13 protein-coding genes, 1 tRNA gene and 1 pseudogene are annotated in these 13,387 nt (G+C 67.6%); all 15 read right to left on the bottom strand.

What is annotated here, in order from left to right; all coding sequences use genetic code 11:
* Positions 1 to 1,463, bottom strand: a pseudogene (locus tag WMK75_RS09630) (DNA-directed RNA polymerase subunit beta); the annotation flags it as partial.
* Between the two features lie 241 nt (positions 1,464 to 1,704).
* Positions 1,705 to 2,079 carry a 50S ribosomal protein L7/L12 gene (gene rplL, locus WMK75_RS09625; protein WP_347267464.1) on the bottom strand — a complete coding sequence of 125 codons (375 nt, stop codon included), beginning with the start codon at positions 2,077 to 2,079 and terminating at the stop codon, positions 1,705 to 1,707.
* A 66-nt stretch (positions 2,080 to 2,145) separates the two neighbouring features.
* Positions 2,146 to 2,661, bottom strand: coding sequence for a 50S ribosomal protein L10 (gene rplJ, locus WMK75_RS09620; protein WP_347267463.1), 516 nt, complete (start codon positions 2,659 to 2,661; stop codon positions 2,146 to 2,148).
* A gap of 247 nt (positions 2,662 to 2,908) precedes the next feature.
* Positions 2,909 to 3,607 carry a 50S ribosomal protein L1 gene (gene rplA / locus WMK75_RS09615; protein ID WP_347267462.1) on the bottom strand — a complete coding sequence of 233 codons (699 nt, stop codon included), beginning with the start codon at positions 3,605 to 3,607 and terminating at the stop codon, positions 2,909 to 2,911.
* A gap of 3 nt (positions 3,608 to 3,610) precedes the next feature.
* Complete coding sequence (gene rplK / locus WMK75_RS09610) at positions 3,611 to 4,063, bottom strand: 50S ribosomal protein L11 (RefSeq protein WP_347267461.1); 453 nt, start codon at positions 4,061 to 4,063, stop codon at positions 3,611 to 3,613.
* Between the two features lie 71 nt (positions 4,064 to 4,134).
* Positions 4,135 to 4,674: a transcription termination/antitermination protein NusG gene (nusG, locus tag WMK75_RS09605; protein ID WP_347267460.1), complete on the bottom strand. Its 540-nt coding sequence runs from the start codon at positions 4,672 to 4,674 to the stop codon at positions 4,135 to 4,137.
* Between the two features lie 192 nt (positions 4,675 to 4,866).
* Positions 4,867 to 5,061: a preprotein translocase subunit SecE gene (gene secE / locus WMK75_RS09600; RefSeq protein ID WP_347267459.1), complete on the bottom strand. Its 195-nt coding sequence runs from the start codon at positions 5,059 to 5,061 to the stop codon at positions 4,867 to 4,869.
* 77 nt (positions 5,062 to 5,138) lie between these two features.
* Positions 5,139 to 6,011: a hypothetical protein gene (locus WMK75_RS09595; protein ID WP_347267458.1), complete on the bottom strand. Its 873-nt coding sequence runs from the start codon at positions 6,009 to 6,011 to the stop codon at positions 5,139 to 5,141.
* A gap of 61 nt (positions 6,012 to 6,072) precedes the next feature.
* Positions 6,073 to 6,148: transfer RNA gene (locus WMK75_RS09590), tRNA-Trp, on the bottom strand.
* 50 nt (positions 6,149 to 6,198) lie between these two features.
* On the bottom strand, positions 6,199 to 8,040 hold the full coding sequence (locus WMK75_RS09585; RefSeq protein WP_347267457.1) for an ABC transporter ATP-binding protein: 1,842 nt from the start codon (positions 8,038 to 8,040) through the stop codon (positions 6,199 to 6,201).
* A gap of 72 nt (positions 8,041 to 8,112) precedes the next feature.
* Positions 8,113 to 8,439 carry a chorismate mutase gene (locus WMK75_RS09580; RefSeq protein WP_347267456.1) on the bottom strand — a complete coding sequence of 109 codons (327 nt, stop codon included), beginning with the start codon at positions 8,437 to 8,439 and terminating at the stop codon, positions 8,113 to 8,115.
* Positions 8,440 to 8,777: 338 nt separating this feature from the next.
* Positions 8,778 to 10,676 carry an ATP-dependent zinc metalloprotease FtsH gene (gene ftsH / locus WMK75_RS09575; protein ID WP_347267455.1) on the bottom strand — a complete coding sequence of 633 codons (1,899 nt, stop codon included), beginning with the start codon at positions 10,674 to 10,676 and terminating at the stop codon, positions 8,778 to 8,780.
* A 59-nt stretch (positions 10,677 to 10,735) separates the two neighbouring features.
* Positions 10,736 to 11,968 carry a tRNA lysidine(34) synthetase TilS gene (gene tilS / locus WMK75_RS09570; protein ID WP_347267454.1) on the bottom strand — a complete coding sequence of 411 codons (1,233 nt, stop codon included), beginning with the start codon at positions 11,966 to 11,968 and terminating at the stop codon, positions 10,736 to 10,738.
* Positions 11,958 to 12,857 (bottom strand): tetratricopeptide repeat protein, encoded by a 900-nt coding sequence (locus tag WMK75_RS09565; protein WP_347267453.1) that lies wholly within the window; start codon positions 12,855 to 12,857, stop codon positions 11,958 to 11,960. The genes tilS and WMK75_RS09565 overlap by 11 nt, the downstream gene beginning before the upstream one ends.
* Entirely contained in the window at positions 12,857 to 13,366 is a 510-nt protein-coding gene (gene pal, locus WMK75_RS09560) for a peptidoglycan-associated lipoprotein Pal (RefSeq protein WP_347267452.1), read from the bottom strand. The genes WMK75_RS09565 and pal overlap by 1 nt, the downstream gene beginning before the upstream one ends.
* Positions 13,367 to 13,387 lie beyond the last annotated feature (21 nt).

Genomic DNA, 13,387 nt, shown 5'->3' with positions numbered 1-13,387 from the left:
TACTGGTTCTCCATCAGCTCGCCGACCGAGCGCACCCGGCGGTTGCCGAGATGGTCGATGTCGTCGATCTCGCCCTTGCCGTCGCGCAGTTCCACCAGCCCGCGAATGCAGGCGATGATGTCCTCGTGACGCAGGGTGCGCTGGGTATCCGGCGCATCCAGATCAAGGCGCATGTTCATCTTGACCCGGCCCACGGCCGAGAGGTCATAGCGCTCGCCGTCGAAGAACAGGCTGTCGAACAGCACGCTGGCCGCCTCGACGGTCGGCGGCTCGCCCGGGCGCATGACGCGGTAGATGTCCATGAGCGCGCCGTCGCGGCCCATGTTCTTGTCGGCGGCCATGGTGTTGCGGATATAGGGGCCGACGTTCACATGGTCGATGTCGAGAACCGGGATGTCCTCGATGCCGTTGTCCAAGAGCACCTTCAGCAGTCCACCCGAGATCTCGCCGTCGCGGTCGTATTCGACGGTGATCTCGTCGCCGGCCTCGGCATAGATCAGGCCGGTCTGCTCGTTGATGATGTCCTTGGCGACAAAGCGGCCGACGATCTTCTCGAAGGGCAGCAGCAGGTTGATCTCGCCCTTCTCGGCCAGCTGCTTCACCAGGCGCGGAGTCACCTTCTCGCCGGCCTTGGTGATCACCTCGCCGGTCTCGGCATTCACCAGGTCATAGGTCGGACGGGTGCCGCGCACGCGATCGGGGAAAAAGCGGGTAACCCAGCCACCGGCCAGCCCCTTGCCGGCGCGCTGCAGGCGGTAGTCCACCGTGTCGTAGAAGGCATCCATGATGCCCTCCTGATCCATGCCCAGCGCGTAAAGCAGCGTCGTCACCGGCAGCTTGCGGCGGCGGTCGATGCGCGCGAACACCAGATCCTTGGCGTCGAATTCGAAATCCAGCCACGAGCCGCGATAGGGAATGATCCGGCAGGCGAACAGCAGCTTGCCCGAGGAATGCGTCTTGCCGCGGTCGTGGTCGAAGAACACGCCGGGGCTGCGGTGCATCTGGCTGACCACCACCCGCTCGGTGCCGTTCACGATGAAGGTGCCGTTCTGGGTCATCAGGGGCATGTCGCCCATGAAGACATCCTGTTCCTTGATGTCCTTGACCGACTTGGCGCCGGTGGTCTCATCGACATCGAACACGATCAGGCGCAGCGTCACCTTCAGCGGCGCGGCATAGGTCATGTCGCGGCTCTGGCACTCGTCCACGTCGTATTTCGGCCGCTCCAGCTCGTATTTCACGAATTCAAGCGTCGCGGTCTCGTTGAAGTCCCGGATCGGGAACACCGACTGGAACACGCCCTGAATGCCTTCGCCATCCTGATGGCCCTCGGCCTCGCCCGACCGCAGGAACAGGTCATAGGAGGACTTCTGAACCTCGATGAGGTTCGGCATTTCCAGAACTTCGCGGATATTGCCATAGTAGCGCCGGATGCGCTTCTGGCCGACATAAGCTTGCGCCATAGAGGGTCTAACCTTTCGTCTTTCGCTTGCAGCGGCCGTCGGGGCCCGACCGGCGCAAGGCGGCGAATGAGGGGCGAGGTCCAATTCGTGCCGCGCGTCCCACCGCGCCGCTCCCGAACCCCGAACATGCCCTGAGGGAAGGTCTGGCAGACAGATCGCCCTTCAAGACAGGTTCGGCAGGGACCGGGAAAGCCCGGACCCTGCCCATTTCATCCGAAATGAATCGGCCTGATGAGGCCAATTACTTCAGCTCGACCTTGGCACCGGCCGCTTCGAGCTTCTTCTTCATTTCCTCGGCGTCGCCCTTGGACGCGCCTTCCTTCACCTTGCCGCCGGCCTCGACCAGGTCCTTGGCCTCTTTCAGGCCCAGGCCGGTGATGGCGCGCACTTCCTTGATCACGTTGATCTTGTTGGCGCCGGCGTCGGTCAGCACGACGTCGAACTCGGTCTTTTCCTCGGCGGCTTCGGCCGGGCCAGCGGCCGGACCGGCAACCATGACGGCGCCACCGGCGGCCGGCTCGATGCCGTATTCATCCTTCAGGATGTTCTTCAGTTCCTGGGCTTGCAGCAGGGTCAGGCCCACGATTTCTTCGGCGAGTTTCTTCAGATCAGCCATTTTTCCGTTCTTTCCATTAAGTGTTCCAACGTCGGGGTTACAACCCCACGAGGGACTGGGATTGCCTTAAGCGGCCTCGCGCTCTTCCAGAGTCTTGAGGATGCCCGCGATGTTGGAAGCAGGTGCGCCGATCGCACCGGCGATGTTGCTGGCGGGGGCGCCGATGCAGGCCACGATCGAAGCGATGAGCTCCTCGCGCGACGGCATCTGGGCCACAGCCTTCACACCGGCCGGGTCAAGCGCCGTGTCACCCATGGCACCGCCCAGGATCACGAACTTGTCGTTGCCCTTGGCGTATTTGTCCGCGACCCTGGCGGCAGCCACGGGGTCCTCGGAATAGGTGAGCACGGTCATGCCCGTCAGATAGTCGGCGATGCTGGCGCAAGGCTTTCCATCCAGGGCGATCTTGGCGAGCCTGTTCTTGGCAACGCGGACGGACCCGCCGGCTTCGCGCATCTGCGCGCGCAGGTCCTGCATTTCGGCAACCGTCATTCCCTCGTAGCGGGCAACCACCACGACGCCAGAGGCTTCAAAGATCTGGCCGAGTTCCTCGACCAGCTGCTCTTTTTGCGCTCTATCCACGGTTTCACTCCAAGTATGGGGGTTTCCCCCCGGCTCTCACTTTCCTGACGCCAGGACAGCGCCAGGAACGGGTCCGTGACGGTCCCAAGATCCCCGAAGAAGCCTTCGGAAAACGGTCTTGATCCCATCTCGGGAAGGAAATTAAGCGAGGCCTGCCCCGCACCCTCCGTCTCGGACAGGACGGGGCATCGCTGCCCCGCCATCCGCCGGTCCCCTTTCGCAAAGGTGCCGGCGAAATTCTTGCCGCTTATTGCGCGGCGGTCGAAGCCAGGTCCAGCGACACGCCCGGACCCATGGTCGAGCTGATCGAGACCTTCTTCAGATAGGTGCCCTTGGCGCCCGAGGGCTTGGCGCGGTTCACGGCATCGACAAAGGCGCGGATGTTCTCGGCCAGTTTGGCGGCGTCGAACGAGGCCTTGCCGACCCCGGCATGGACCACGCCCGCCTTCTCGGCCTTGAACTGCACCTCACCGCCCTTGGCAGCCTCGATGGCCGCTTTCACGTCCATGGTCACCGTGCCGACCTTGGGGTTCGGCATCAGGTTGCGCGGGCCCAGGATCTTGCCCAGACGACCGACCAGCGGCATCATGTCCGGGGTGGCGATGCAGCGATCGAACTCGATCTTGCCGGACTGGATGGTTTCCATCAGGTCCTCGGCACCGACGATCTCGGCGCCGGCGGCCTTGGCTTCGTCAGCCTTGGGACCACGGGCAAAGACGGCGACGCGCACATGCTTGCCGGTGCCGTTGGGCAGGGTGACGACACCGCGCACCATCTGGTCGGCGTGACGCGGATCGACGCCCAGGTTCATCGCGATCTCGACGGTCTCGTCGAATTTCGCCTTGGTGTTGGCCTTGACCAGAGCGACGGCATCCTCGACCGAAAGGTTCGACTTGCCTTCGAAAGCGGCGCGGGCGGCGGCCTTGTTCTTGGAAATCTTCGCCATGGCTTAGCCTTTCACCTCGATGCCGATCGAACGGGCCGTGCCGAGGATGATCTGCATCGCGGCTTCGATGTCGATCGCGGACAGGTCCTTCATCTTGGCTTCGGCGATCTCGCGCACCTGCTTGACGGTCACGGTGCCGGCGACGCTGCGGCCGGGCTTGTCCGAACCGCGGGCGCGGTTGCGCTTGCCCTGCGGCTTCAGGCCGGCGGCCTTCTTCAGCAGGAACGAGGCCGGGGCGGTCTTGGTCACGAAGGTGAACGACTTGTCGGCGTAATAGGTGATCACCACCGGAACCGGCGAGCCGGGCTCCATCTCCTGCGTGCGGGCGTTGAACGCCTTGCAGAATTCCATGATGTTGATGCCGCGCTGACCCAGGGCCGGGCCGACGGGCGGGGACGGGTTCGCCTGACCCGCCTTGATTTGCAGCTTGAGGCTGCCGACTACCTTCTTGGCCATTTGGCCTTCTCCTTGTCATCACGCCCCAGCAGGGACAGACTTAGCGGTGCGGCTCACGCCTCCCGCACAGATCACGCGGTCTTGGAAACCTGCGTGAATTCCAGTTCCACCGGCGTTGGCCGGCCAAAGATCGACACCGTCACCTTGATGCGGCTCGAGATCTCGTCCACCTCCTCGACCATGCCCGAGAAGCCCTCGAACGGACCATCGGTCACGTTCACCTTCTCGCCCACGTCAAAGCGGATCAGGTTGCGCGGCGCCACCTCGGCCCCGCCCTCGCCCGAGCGGTTCAGGATCGCGTTCACCTCGTCGTCGCGCATCGGCATCGGCTTGCCCTGCGCGCCCAGGAATCCGGTGACGCGGTTGATCGAGTTCACCAGGTGATAGGTCCGGTCCGACAGTTCCATGCGCACCAGCACATAGCCGGGCATGAAGCGGCGCTCGGAGGTGACCTTCTTGCCGCGGCGGATCTCGATCACGTCCTCGGTCGGGACCAGAACCTCGTCGATCTGATCCTCAAGCCCCTTCTCGGCGGCGGCCTGACGAATCGCCTCGGCCACCTTCTTTTCAAAGTTCGACAGGACGCTGACCGAATACCAACGCTTTGCCATGTCTCGATCGATCCCTGTTTCCTTCGAGTCGGCCAAGCCAACCCATTGAATTCCTTGACTGCCATTGCCGGATCGCGCGATCCTCACGCAGGCTCCGGCCAAATTGAAATCGGCGCGCACGACCGAATCGATGCACGCCGCGTCATTGGCAGGTCGGGCGGACATACCGCCGCCAGCCCGCCAATGCAAGCCTTAGCTGCCCACCGCATTGATCACGGCCGCGATTCCGGTCTTGATCAGCAGATCCGCAAGGAAAAAGAATATCGCCGCCAGCGTCGCCATGATGAAGACCATGATGGTGGTGGTCACCACCTCGCGACGGTTGGGCCAGACGATCTTGCCGATCTCTGAACGCACCTGGCTGATGAACTGGACGGGGTTGGCCATGGATTTCCCTCTGGTCTTGCAGCCGGTCAGATAGCCGCTGCGGCGCGGGAATTCAAGCGCCCTTGCGCGGGTGAGGGTCAGGGCCGCAGCAACTCGACCCCGGGCAGGTCCGCCAGCCGCGCCATGTCCTCGGCGTAGTGCCGGGCCGAGCGGCGATAGGCCGCCTCGGGCAGCGGCCGCAGCGCCGCATGGCCCCCGGCGCGGGGAAAGCGCTCGCGGGCCGCGCGCGCCAGCAGCCGCCGGTCGGCGCCCGCGTCCCGCGCCAGCGCCGAAAGAAACCAGTCAAGACCCGGCTGCGTCAGGCTTTCGTTCGAGCGCGGCGGATCTGGCACCAGCGCCACCAACGGCGGCGGCAGCAGCCGCGCCAGCAGCCGCGGCCGCAGCGCGGCATAGTCCTCATAGCGCCAGACCAGCACCCCGGCGACACCGGGCACCGCCGCCAGCCGCCGCACCAGCCCGGTCCAGCTCAGCCGCGCCGGATCGCGGCCCTGCAGATAGGCCTCGATGCCGGTCTCGTTGCCCAGCAACAGCTGCAGCGCAAAGGCCGAAACGTTGAACGGCGCCGGATCGCGCACCGCCAGGCACAGCAGCGCCGGCCCGCCCCCGGCCAGGTCCAGCAATCGGCGCAGCCGCAGGCCGGCGCCGGGATAGACCATGCCCTGACGCCCGAACAGCCGGCTGCGATGCGTGCCGCCCAGGATGTTCTCGTCCGACAGCAGCATCTCGGGAAAGACATGGCGGGCGGCCGAGACGCAGGCGGCGATGCCCGCCACCGCCGCCGGATTGCGCCACCGCAGCTGGCGGGTCATCGGCAGCCCCTCGCCGCGCAGCTGTGCGGGATCGGCGTAGAACACGCCGCCCGCGCGCAGCTGGCCCTGCACCATGCGCAGCGAGTTCTGCAGATGCGTCGAGGCGGTCTTGTGCGCCCCCAGGTGAAGGGTCAGGACCATGCCGGGATTTTCTGAATGGGAACGGTCGCGGGGCGCCGGGACGGCGCCGGATGCGGGCGACTGGCAGGGGTTGGGGGACTCGAACCCACGACCCTCGGTTTTGGAGACCGATGCTCTACCAACTGAGCTAAACCCCTAAGCCGCGCGTCTGATTACGGCAGCTGCGCGCCGGGATCAAGGGGCAAGATCACTCGGCCTCGATGAAACCGCCCGATTGCCGCGCCCAGAGCCCGGCATAGATGCCGCCCTGCGCCAGCAGCGCCTCATGCGTCCCCTGCTCGACGATGCGGCCGCGCTCCATCACCACCAGCCGGTCCATGCGCGCGATGGTGGACAGCCGGTGCGCGATGGCGATCACCGTCTTGCCGCGCATCAGCAGGTCAAGCTGGCTCTGGATCGCCGCCTCGGCCTCGCTGTCCAAGGCGCTCGTGGCCTCGTCCAGCACCAGGATCGGCGCGTCCTTCAGCAGCACGCGGGCAATCGCGATGCGCTGGCGCTGCCCGCCCGACAGCTTGACGCCGCGCTCGCCCACATGCGCCTCCAGCCCCTGCCGCCCCTGCGAATCGCTGAGACCGGCAATGAATCCCGCCTCGGCCAGATCGGCGGCCTGCCGGATCTGCGCCTCCGAGGCATCGGGGCGGCCATAGGCGATATTGTCGCGGATCGAGCGGTGCAGCAGCGAGGTGTCCTGCGTCACCACGCCGATGGCGGCGCGCAGCGATTCCTGGGTGACCCGCGCAATGTCCTGCCCGTCGATCAGGATGCGCCCCGATTCGAGGTCGTGAAAGCGCAGCATCAGGTTCACCAGCGTCGACTTGCCCGCCCCCGAGCGTCCGACCAGGCCGATGCGCTCACCCGGGCGAATCTCCAGGTCCAGCGCATCCAGCACCGCACCGCGCCCGGGCCGCGCCAGCTCGCCATAACGAAAGGTGACGCGCTGGAACGCGACGCCGCCCACGGTCACCGCCAGCGGCCGCGCGCCGGCCGCATCCGTCACCATGCGCGGCAGCGCCAGCGAGCCGATGCCGTCGCGCACCGTGCCGATATTCTCGAACAGGCCGGCGAATTCCCACATGATCCAGTGCGACATGTTGCCCAGCCGCAGGGCCAGCGGAATGGCGATGGCGACGGCGCCCACCTCGACCCGGCCCTGCAGCCACAGCCACAGCCCCAGCGCGGTGACCCCGAAGGTCAGCCCCGAATTCAGCGTCGAGAGCAGGATGTTCTGCAGCGACGCCAGCCGCATCTGCCCGTGCACGGTGGCCAGGAACCCGTCCATGCTTTCGCGCACATAGGCCTCCTCGCGCGAGGAATGCGAGAACAGCTTGACGGTCGAGATATTGGTATAGCTGTCCACCACCCGCCCGGTCATCACCGCGCGGGCATCGGCCTGCGCCTGGCTGATGCGGCCGATGCGCGGCACCAGCCAGCACAAGAGCAGGGCGTAAAGCCCGCCCCAGGCCAGGAAGGGCAGCGCCAGCCAGCCGTCGGTCGAACCCGCCAGCACCAGCGCACCGATGAAATAGACCCCGACATAGACCAGCACATCCATGAATTTCATCGCCACTTCGCGCACAGCCAGCGCGGTCTGCATCAGCTTGGTGGCGATGCGTCCGGCAAATTCGTCCTGGAAATAGCTCATCGACTGGCGCAGCAGATAACGATGCGCCTGCCAGCGGATGCGCTGCGGGAAATTCCCCATCAGCGTCTGGTGCATCAAGAGCGAGAACAGCACCTGCAACAGCGGCAGGCCGATGACCAGGATCGCCCCCATGGCCAGCAGCCGCTGCCCCTCGAGGCTCCAGAAATTCGCCCGGTCCGCCGCCGCCAGCCGATCGACCAGCGCGCCCAGATAGCCAAACAGCACCACCTCGGCCACCGCGATCAGCGCCGAGCAGGCGGCCATGGCCAGCATGTAGACCTCGGCCCCGCGCGAGAAATGCAGGATGAAGCGCCACAGCCCCCGCGGCGGCATGCGCGGCAGGTCGGCGGGATAGGGGTCAAGCCGGCGCTCGAACCAGCTGAACATGGCGGGCCTCATTGATGGGCGGGGGCCAGCATAGCACGCCTGCCCCGTCCCGCCAGAGCCGGCGCGGGCCGCTCAGCCCTGCCCGTCGCGCCCGCCCTCGGACAGCGCCCGGTCCTCCTGGGCGATGAAATGGTCCATCATCAGGCGCCAGATGCGGTCGGCAAGCTGCGGGTCCAGCCCCTGGGCGCGCGCCATGCGGCGGGCATTGGCCGCCACCTCCTCGACGCGGCTGTCGATGCGCGCCGGCAGATGTTCGCGCGCCTTGATGCGCGCCGCCTCGTCGATCAGCGCCGAGCGCTGCGCCAGCAGGGCGACAAGCTGCGCATCCAGCGCGTCGATGCGCGCGCGCAGCTCGGGCATGGCCGAGCCGGGCGGCAATTCGGAATCAGGTCTGCTCATGTCCGAGCCATGCCTTGCCGCGCGCCGCAAGGCAAGCCCATGATCGGCGGGGTCAGTTGCGCGAAAGTCGCAGACAATATGCCGCACTCTACCCTTGCACGAATGCGCTGGTCCTTGCCGCATTGGCGTGATGAAACCGGCCCCGGGCGGTTTCGCCCCGACGTTCCGGAAAAGCCGGGACGGCGCCCGCGCCCGCTTCTGCCATCATTCGCGGCCTCGGCCCCGGGGGTGGCAGGCGCGGCCGGCGCCGTCCGGGCCGACCGCAAGACCTTTCTCCAAAGACCTTTCGCATGACGCGAATCCCCCGGGCCAGCCCCGGGGGCTCTTGTCCGGCGCGCCTAGCCCTGCGGCTGCGGCGCCGGTTCCGCGGGCACGGCGGCGCTGCCGGCGCGCGGGATGGCGGTGACCGAGGGGATCGACGAGCCCGGGGTGGAATCGTCGCCGCCCAGGGCCTCGCCGCGAATGACGCGGCCGATGTCCTCGCCGGTCAGGGTCTCGTATTCCAGCAGGCCCTTGGCCAGGCGCTCGAACTCCTGCTCCTTCTCGGTCAGGATGCGGAAAGCCTCGCGATAGCCCTGCTCGATCAGCTCGTGCACTTCCTGCTCGATCAGTTCCTTGGTCGCGGCCGAGACCGAGAAGCCGCCGGTATTGCCGGAATAGCCCTCATGCGCCTCGGCATAGTCGATATTGCCGACCTTGTCGGACATGCCCCAGCGCATCACCATGGCGCGCGCCAGCTGGCTGGCCTGCTGGATGTCGCCGGCCGGGCCGTTCGAGACCCCTTCCTCGCCGTATTTGATGATCTCGGCGGCCTTGCCGGCCATGGTCATCGCCAGCTTCTGCTTGGCCTCGTCCTTGTGATAGTTCAGCCGGTCCATCTCGGGCAAGGATACCACCATGCCCAGCGCGCCGCCGCGCGGGATGATCGTCGCCTTGTAGACCGGATCGCATTTCGGCAGGCTAAGCCCGACGATGGCATGGCCGGCCTCGTGATAGGCGGTCTTTTCCTTCTGCTCGGGGGTCAGCACCATCGAGCGGCGCTCGACGCCCAGCATGACCTTGTCCTTGGCATTCTCGAAATCCTCCATGGCGACGAAACGCCGGCCGATGCGCGCGGCCATCAGCGCCGCCTCGTTCACGAGGTTCATCAGGTCGGCGCCGGAAAATCCGGGCGTGCCGCGGGCGATGATGCGCAGATCCACATCGGGGCCGACCGGCACCTTGCGCGCATGCACAGAAAGGATCTTTTCCCGGCCCTTGATGTCGGGGTTCGGCACATAGATCTGGCGGTCAAAGCGGCCGGGCCGCAGCAGCGCCGGGTCCAGCACGTCCTTGCGGTTGGTGGCGGCGATGATGATCACGCCCTCATTGGCGTCAAAGCCGTCCATTTCGACCAGAAGCTGGTTCAGGGTCTGCTCGCGCTCGTCATTGCCGCCGCCGATGCCGACGCCGCGCGCCCGGCCGACGGCGTCGATCTCGTCGATGAAGACGATGCAGGGGGCCGATTTCTTGGCCTGCTCGAACATGTCGCGCACGCGGCTGGCGCCGACGCCCACGAACATTTCCACGAAATCCGAACCCGAGATGGTAAAGAAGGGCACACCCGCCTCGCCGGCGATGGCGCGGGCGAGCAGGGTTTTCCCGGTGCCGGGCGGGCCCACGAGCAGCGCGCCTTTCGGGATCTTGCCGCCGAGGCGGGAAAATTTCTGCGGGTTGCGCAGGAATTCGACGATTTCCTCCAGCTCTTCCTTGGCCTCGTCGATGCCGGCCACGTCGTCGAAGGTCACCCGGCCGTGCTTTTCGGTCAGGAGTTTCGCGCGCGACTTGCCAAAGCCCATGGCGCCGCCCTTGCCGCCCCCCTGCATGCGGTTCATGAAAAAGATCCAGATGCCGATAAGCAGGATGAAGGGCAGCCAGACGCCCACCAGCGACATGAAGCCCGATTGCTGTTGGCGTTCGACCCGGACCTCGATGCCCTTGTCGATCAGCCGGTCGGCGATCTCTTCGCCCTGCGGGCGCACGGTGACATATTGCTTGCCGTCCTTGCCGGTGACGGCGATGTTCTCGCCGTCGATGGTGACGGCGGTCACCTCGCTCTTGTCCACCCTCTGGATGAAATCGGAATAGCTGATCTGGCGGCTGTTCATCTGCGCGGATCCGTCGCTGAACAGGTTGAACAGCGCCAGGATCATCAGGAACAGAACCACCCAGAAGGCGATATTGCGCGCGTTGCCCAAGGGCAGGTCCTCCGCGGGAAAAAGGCTTTCGTGTGAAAATAGGGATTCCGGCGCAAGGTTCAATGCGAATAGAGCAATGCGCGGAATTCCCCGACCCCGCGCAGCGGCACGGCGCGCAGCGCGCCCGGCACCAGCAGGGGTGCGGCGATCAGCCTGCCGCCCTGCCAGACCCCGGGGCTGGCGGCGGCCTCGTCCCGGTCAAGCCCGGCCTCGCGCCAGGGCAGGTCGGTCAGCGGCGCATGGCCAAGCGCGCGCAGCTCCTGCCCCGGCGCCAGACCGTCGATGCGCCAGCGCCGGTCCCAGACCGCGCCGGGACCGCTGGCCGGCGGGCTGCGCAGCGCGGCGGCGGGTTCGCGGATCAGCCGCAGCCAGGACCCGCGCGCATTGAGGATCACCCCCTCCAGCGTCAGCCGCGCCGCACCGGCCAGCGCCGCACGCGCGCGCAAGGCCGGGCTGCGCCGCGGGCCATGCGGGGCGCCGCTGACATGGCGGATACCGGCGGTCAGCAGGCGGTGGCCGATCTCCTGCGGTGCAGCGCGAAAGGCCGCCAGCGGCAGCGCCAGCGATCCGGCGCGGCATTCGGCGCCTTCCGCCGTCCGGGCGGCGAATTCCTGCAGCGCCGCGCGCGCCATGCCAAGATTTTCCGCCGTCTGCGCCAGTTGCGGCAAGGGCAGTTCCAGCAGGGCCAGCGCCTGACGGATGCGCACGCGTTCGTAACCCGGGTCCAGGTTCGAGGGATCCTCGGCCCAGGCGATGCCGCGCGCGCCCAGCCAAAGGCGCAGCTCGGCGCGCCCGACCGCCAGCATCGGCCTGAGCCAGTCGATGCCCAAAGCCGCGCGCCGGGGCGCCATGCCGGCCAGCCCGTCGACGCCGGCGCCACGGCCCAGGCGCATCAGCAGCGTCTCGGCCTGATCGTCCAGCGTATGGCCCAGAAGCACCGCCCGCAGCCCCTGCCGCCGCGCCCAGTCGGACAGCAGGTGCAGCCGCGCCTCGCGCGCGGCCGCCATCAGATTGCCGCGCCGCGCACCGGTCCAGGGCAGAACCTCATGCGCGATGCCCAGCGCCCGCGCCGCGGCGCCGGCCTGCGCGGCCTCGGCACCCGATTCCGGGCGCAGGCGGTGATCGACCGTCGCCGCCAGCAGCCGTGCCCGGCCCCAGCCATGCGCCAGATGCATCAGTGCCGTGGAATCGCCGCCGCCGGACAGCGCGATGCCCAGCGCGGGCAGATCGCCCGCCAGATCCGCCAGCGCCGCATGCACCCTGGCCGCGACCGGGTCGGCCTCAGCCGCCATCCTGCAGGTCCGCACCCGCCTCGGGATCGGTGCCCTCGCCGATCAGCGCCTCGCAGCCACTGGCGGCGCTACGCTTCTCGGCCTCGCCCGCCTGCGGGCTGGCGGGAAAGCGGGTCAGGATCTCCTGCAGGTAAAAGCAGCCCTCCTGCGGGCCGCCCTTGGCCGACATGGCCCGCGACAGGCCCAGCAGTGCATCCGCGGCCTGCGGCCCGTCGGGATTGGCGGCAAAGCTTTCCAGCCAGGCGATGCCGGCCCCGGCCAGATCGCCGGCCGCATCCAGCGCCGCACCGCGCAGGAACAGCGCCTCGGCGGTCAGCGGACCACCGGCATGGGTCTTGGCGATGGCCGCAAAGAGCTCTGCAGCACGGTGAAAGTCACCCTGACCGAGCACCTCCCGGGCCCGGTCGAAATCGGCCTTTTCCGCCGCGGTGACGGCAGCCCCGGCCGGAGGGGCGGTGATCTGGCGCGCAGCACCCTGGCGGTCCGGGCCGGGCAGCGGGCTGGCGCCGCCCTGTTCGCCCAGCGGCGGCGGCGTGGTCAGGCTGCCCAGATCGCAGCCCTCCTCCATCTCGCACAGGCGGAACTCGATGTCGCCGATGCGCGTGGTGCCATCCCGCACGATGCGGTCGATGCGGTTCTGCAGCTGTTCGGTCTGGCCGGTCAGCTGCGCCAGCCGCGCCTCCATGGCGTTCATGCGGTCGATGGCGCTGTCGCCGCCGGCGGCGGCATAGCCCGCCGGGCCGGCCGCGACCAGCTGCGCGCGCAGATATTGCAGATCGGCCGCAAGCTGGTTCAGCTCGGCGCGGATATCGGCCAGCGATGCCGCGTCCTGCGCCGCCGCCGGCAGCGCCGCCAGCGCGAATGCGGCCGCCAGAAGCAGCCGGCGCATCACATGCCCGCCCCAGGCGCGACCACCGTGACGGCGCGGCGGTTCCTGGAATAGCATTCCTCGGTCGAGCAGACCGCCAGCGGCCGTTCCTTGCCATAGCTGACGGTGCGCAGCCGGCCCGCCGCCACCCCCTGCGAGATCAGGTATTCCTGCACCGAATTCGCCCGGCGTGCGCCCAGCGCGATATTGTATTCGCGCGTGCCCTGTTCGTCGGCATGGCCCTCGATCACCGCGGAAAAGCCGCGGTTCTGGTTCAGCCAGCCGGCCTGGTTGGCCAGCGTCGCCCGCGCCTCGGGGGCCAGCGTGGACTGGTCGACCGCAAACAGCACCGTGTCCCCGACCGCGGTCTTGAAATATTCGGCCGTTCCCGGCAGCGCCGCGGCGCCGACCCCGCCCATGCCGGCGCCATTGGCATAGGGGTCCTGCACCTGCATGTCCTGCGCCGAGCGGGCACAGGCCGCCAGCGCAAGCAGGGCAGCGCAGGCGGCGATCTTTCCAAGGGTTTTCATCTTGCTGTCCATCTTACGCGT

Source organism: Paracoccus sp. (in: a-proteobacteria) (genome assembly GCF_039808215.1).
Lineage (GTDB): Bacteria > Pseudomonadota > Alphaproteobacteria > Rhodobacterales > Rhodobacteraceae > Paracoccus.
Note: the sequence above shows the minus strand (reverse complement) of the source record. Positions and strands in the feature narration are given on the sequence as shown.

Excerpts from the sequence above, each read along its gene's own strand:
- WMK75_RS09595 (WP_347267458.1), bottom strand. The coding sequence starts at position 6,011 with ATGGTCCTGACCCTTCACCTGGGGGCGCACAAGACCGCCTCGACGCAT.
- rplK (WP_347267461.1), bottom strand. The coding sequence starts at position 4,063 with ATGGCCAAGAAGGTAGTCGGCAGCCTCAAGCTGCAAATCAAGGCGGGT.
- WMK75_RS09580 (WP_347267456.1), bottom strand. The coding sequence starts at position 8,439 with ATGAGCAGACCTGATTCCGAATTGCCGCCCGGCTCGGCCATGCCCGAG.
- nusG (WP_347267460.1), bottom strand. The coding sequence starts at position 4,674 with ATGGCAAAGCGTTGGTATTCGGTCAGCGTCCTGTCGAACTTTGAAAAG.
- rplA (WP_347267462.1), bottom strand. The coding sequence starts at position 3,607 with ATGGCGAAGATTTCCAAGAACAAGGCCGCCGCCCGCGCCGCTTTCGAA.
- secE (WP_347267459.1), bottom strand. The coding sequence starts at position 5,061 with ATGGCCAACCCCGTCCAGTTCATCAGCCAGGTGCGTTCAGAGATCGGC.
- WMK75_RS09585 (WP_347267457.1), bottom strand. The coding sequence starts at position 8,040 with ATGTTCAGCTGGTTCGAGCGCCGGCTTGACCCCTATCCCGCCGACCTG.
- tilS (WP_347267454.1), bottom strand. The coding sequence starts at position 11,968 with ATGGCGGCTGAGGCCGACCCGGTCGCGGCCAGGGTGCATGCGGCGCTG.
- rplL (WP_347267464.1), bottom strand. The coding sequence starts at position 2,079 with ATGGCTGATCTGAAGAAACTCGCCGAAGAAATCGTGGGCCTGACCCTG.
- WMK75_RS09565 (WP_347267453.1), bottom strand. The coding sequence starts at position 12,857 with ATGCGCCGGCTGCTTCTGGCGGCCGCATTCGCGCTGGCGGCGCTGCCG.
- pal (WP_347267452.1), bottom strand. The coding sequence starts at position 13,366 with ATGAAAACCCTTGGAAAGATCGCCGCCTGCGCTGCCCTGCTTGCGCTG.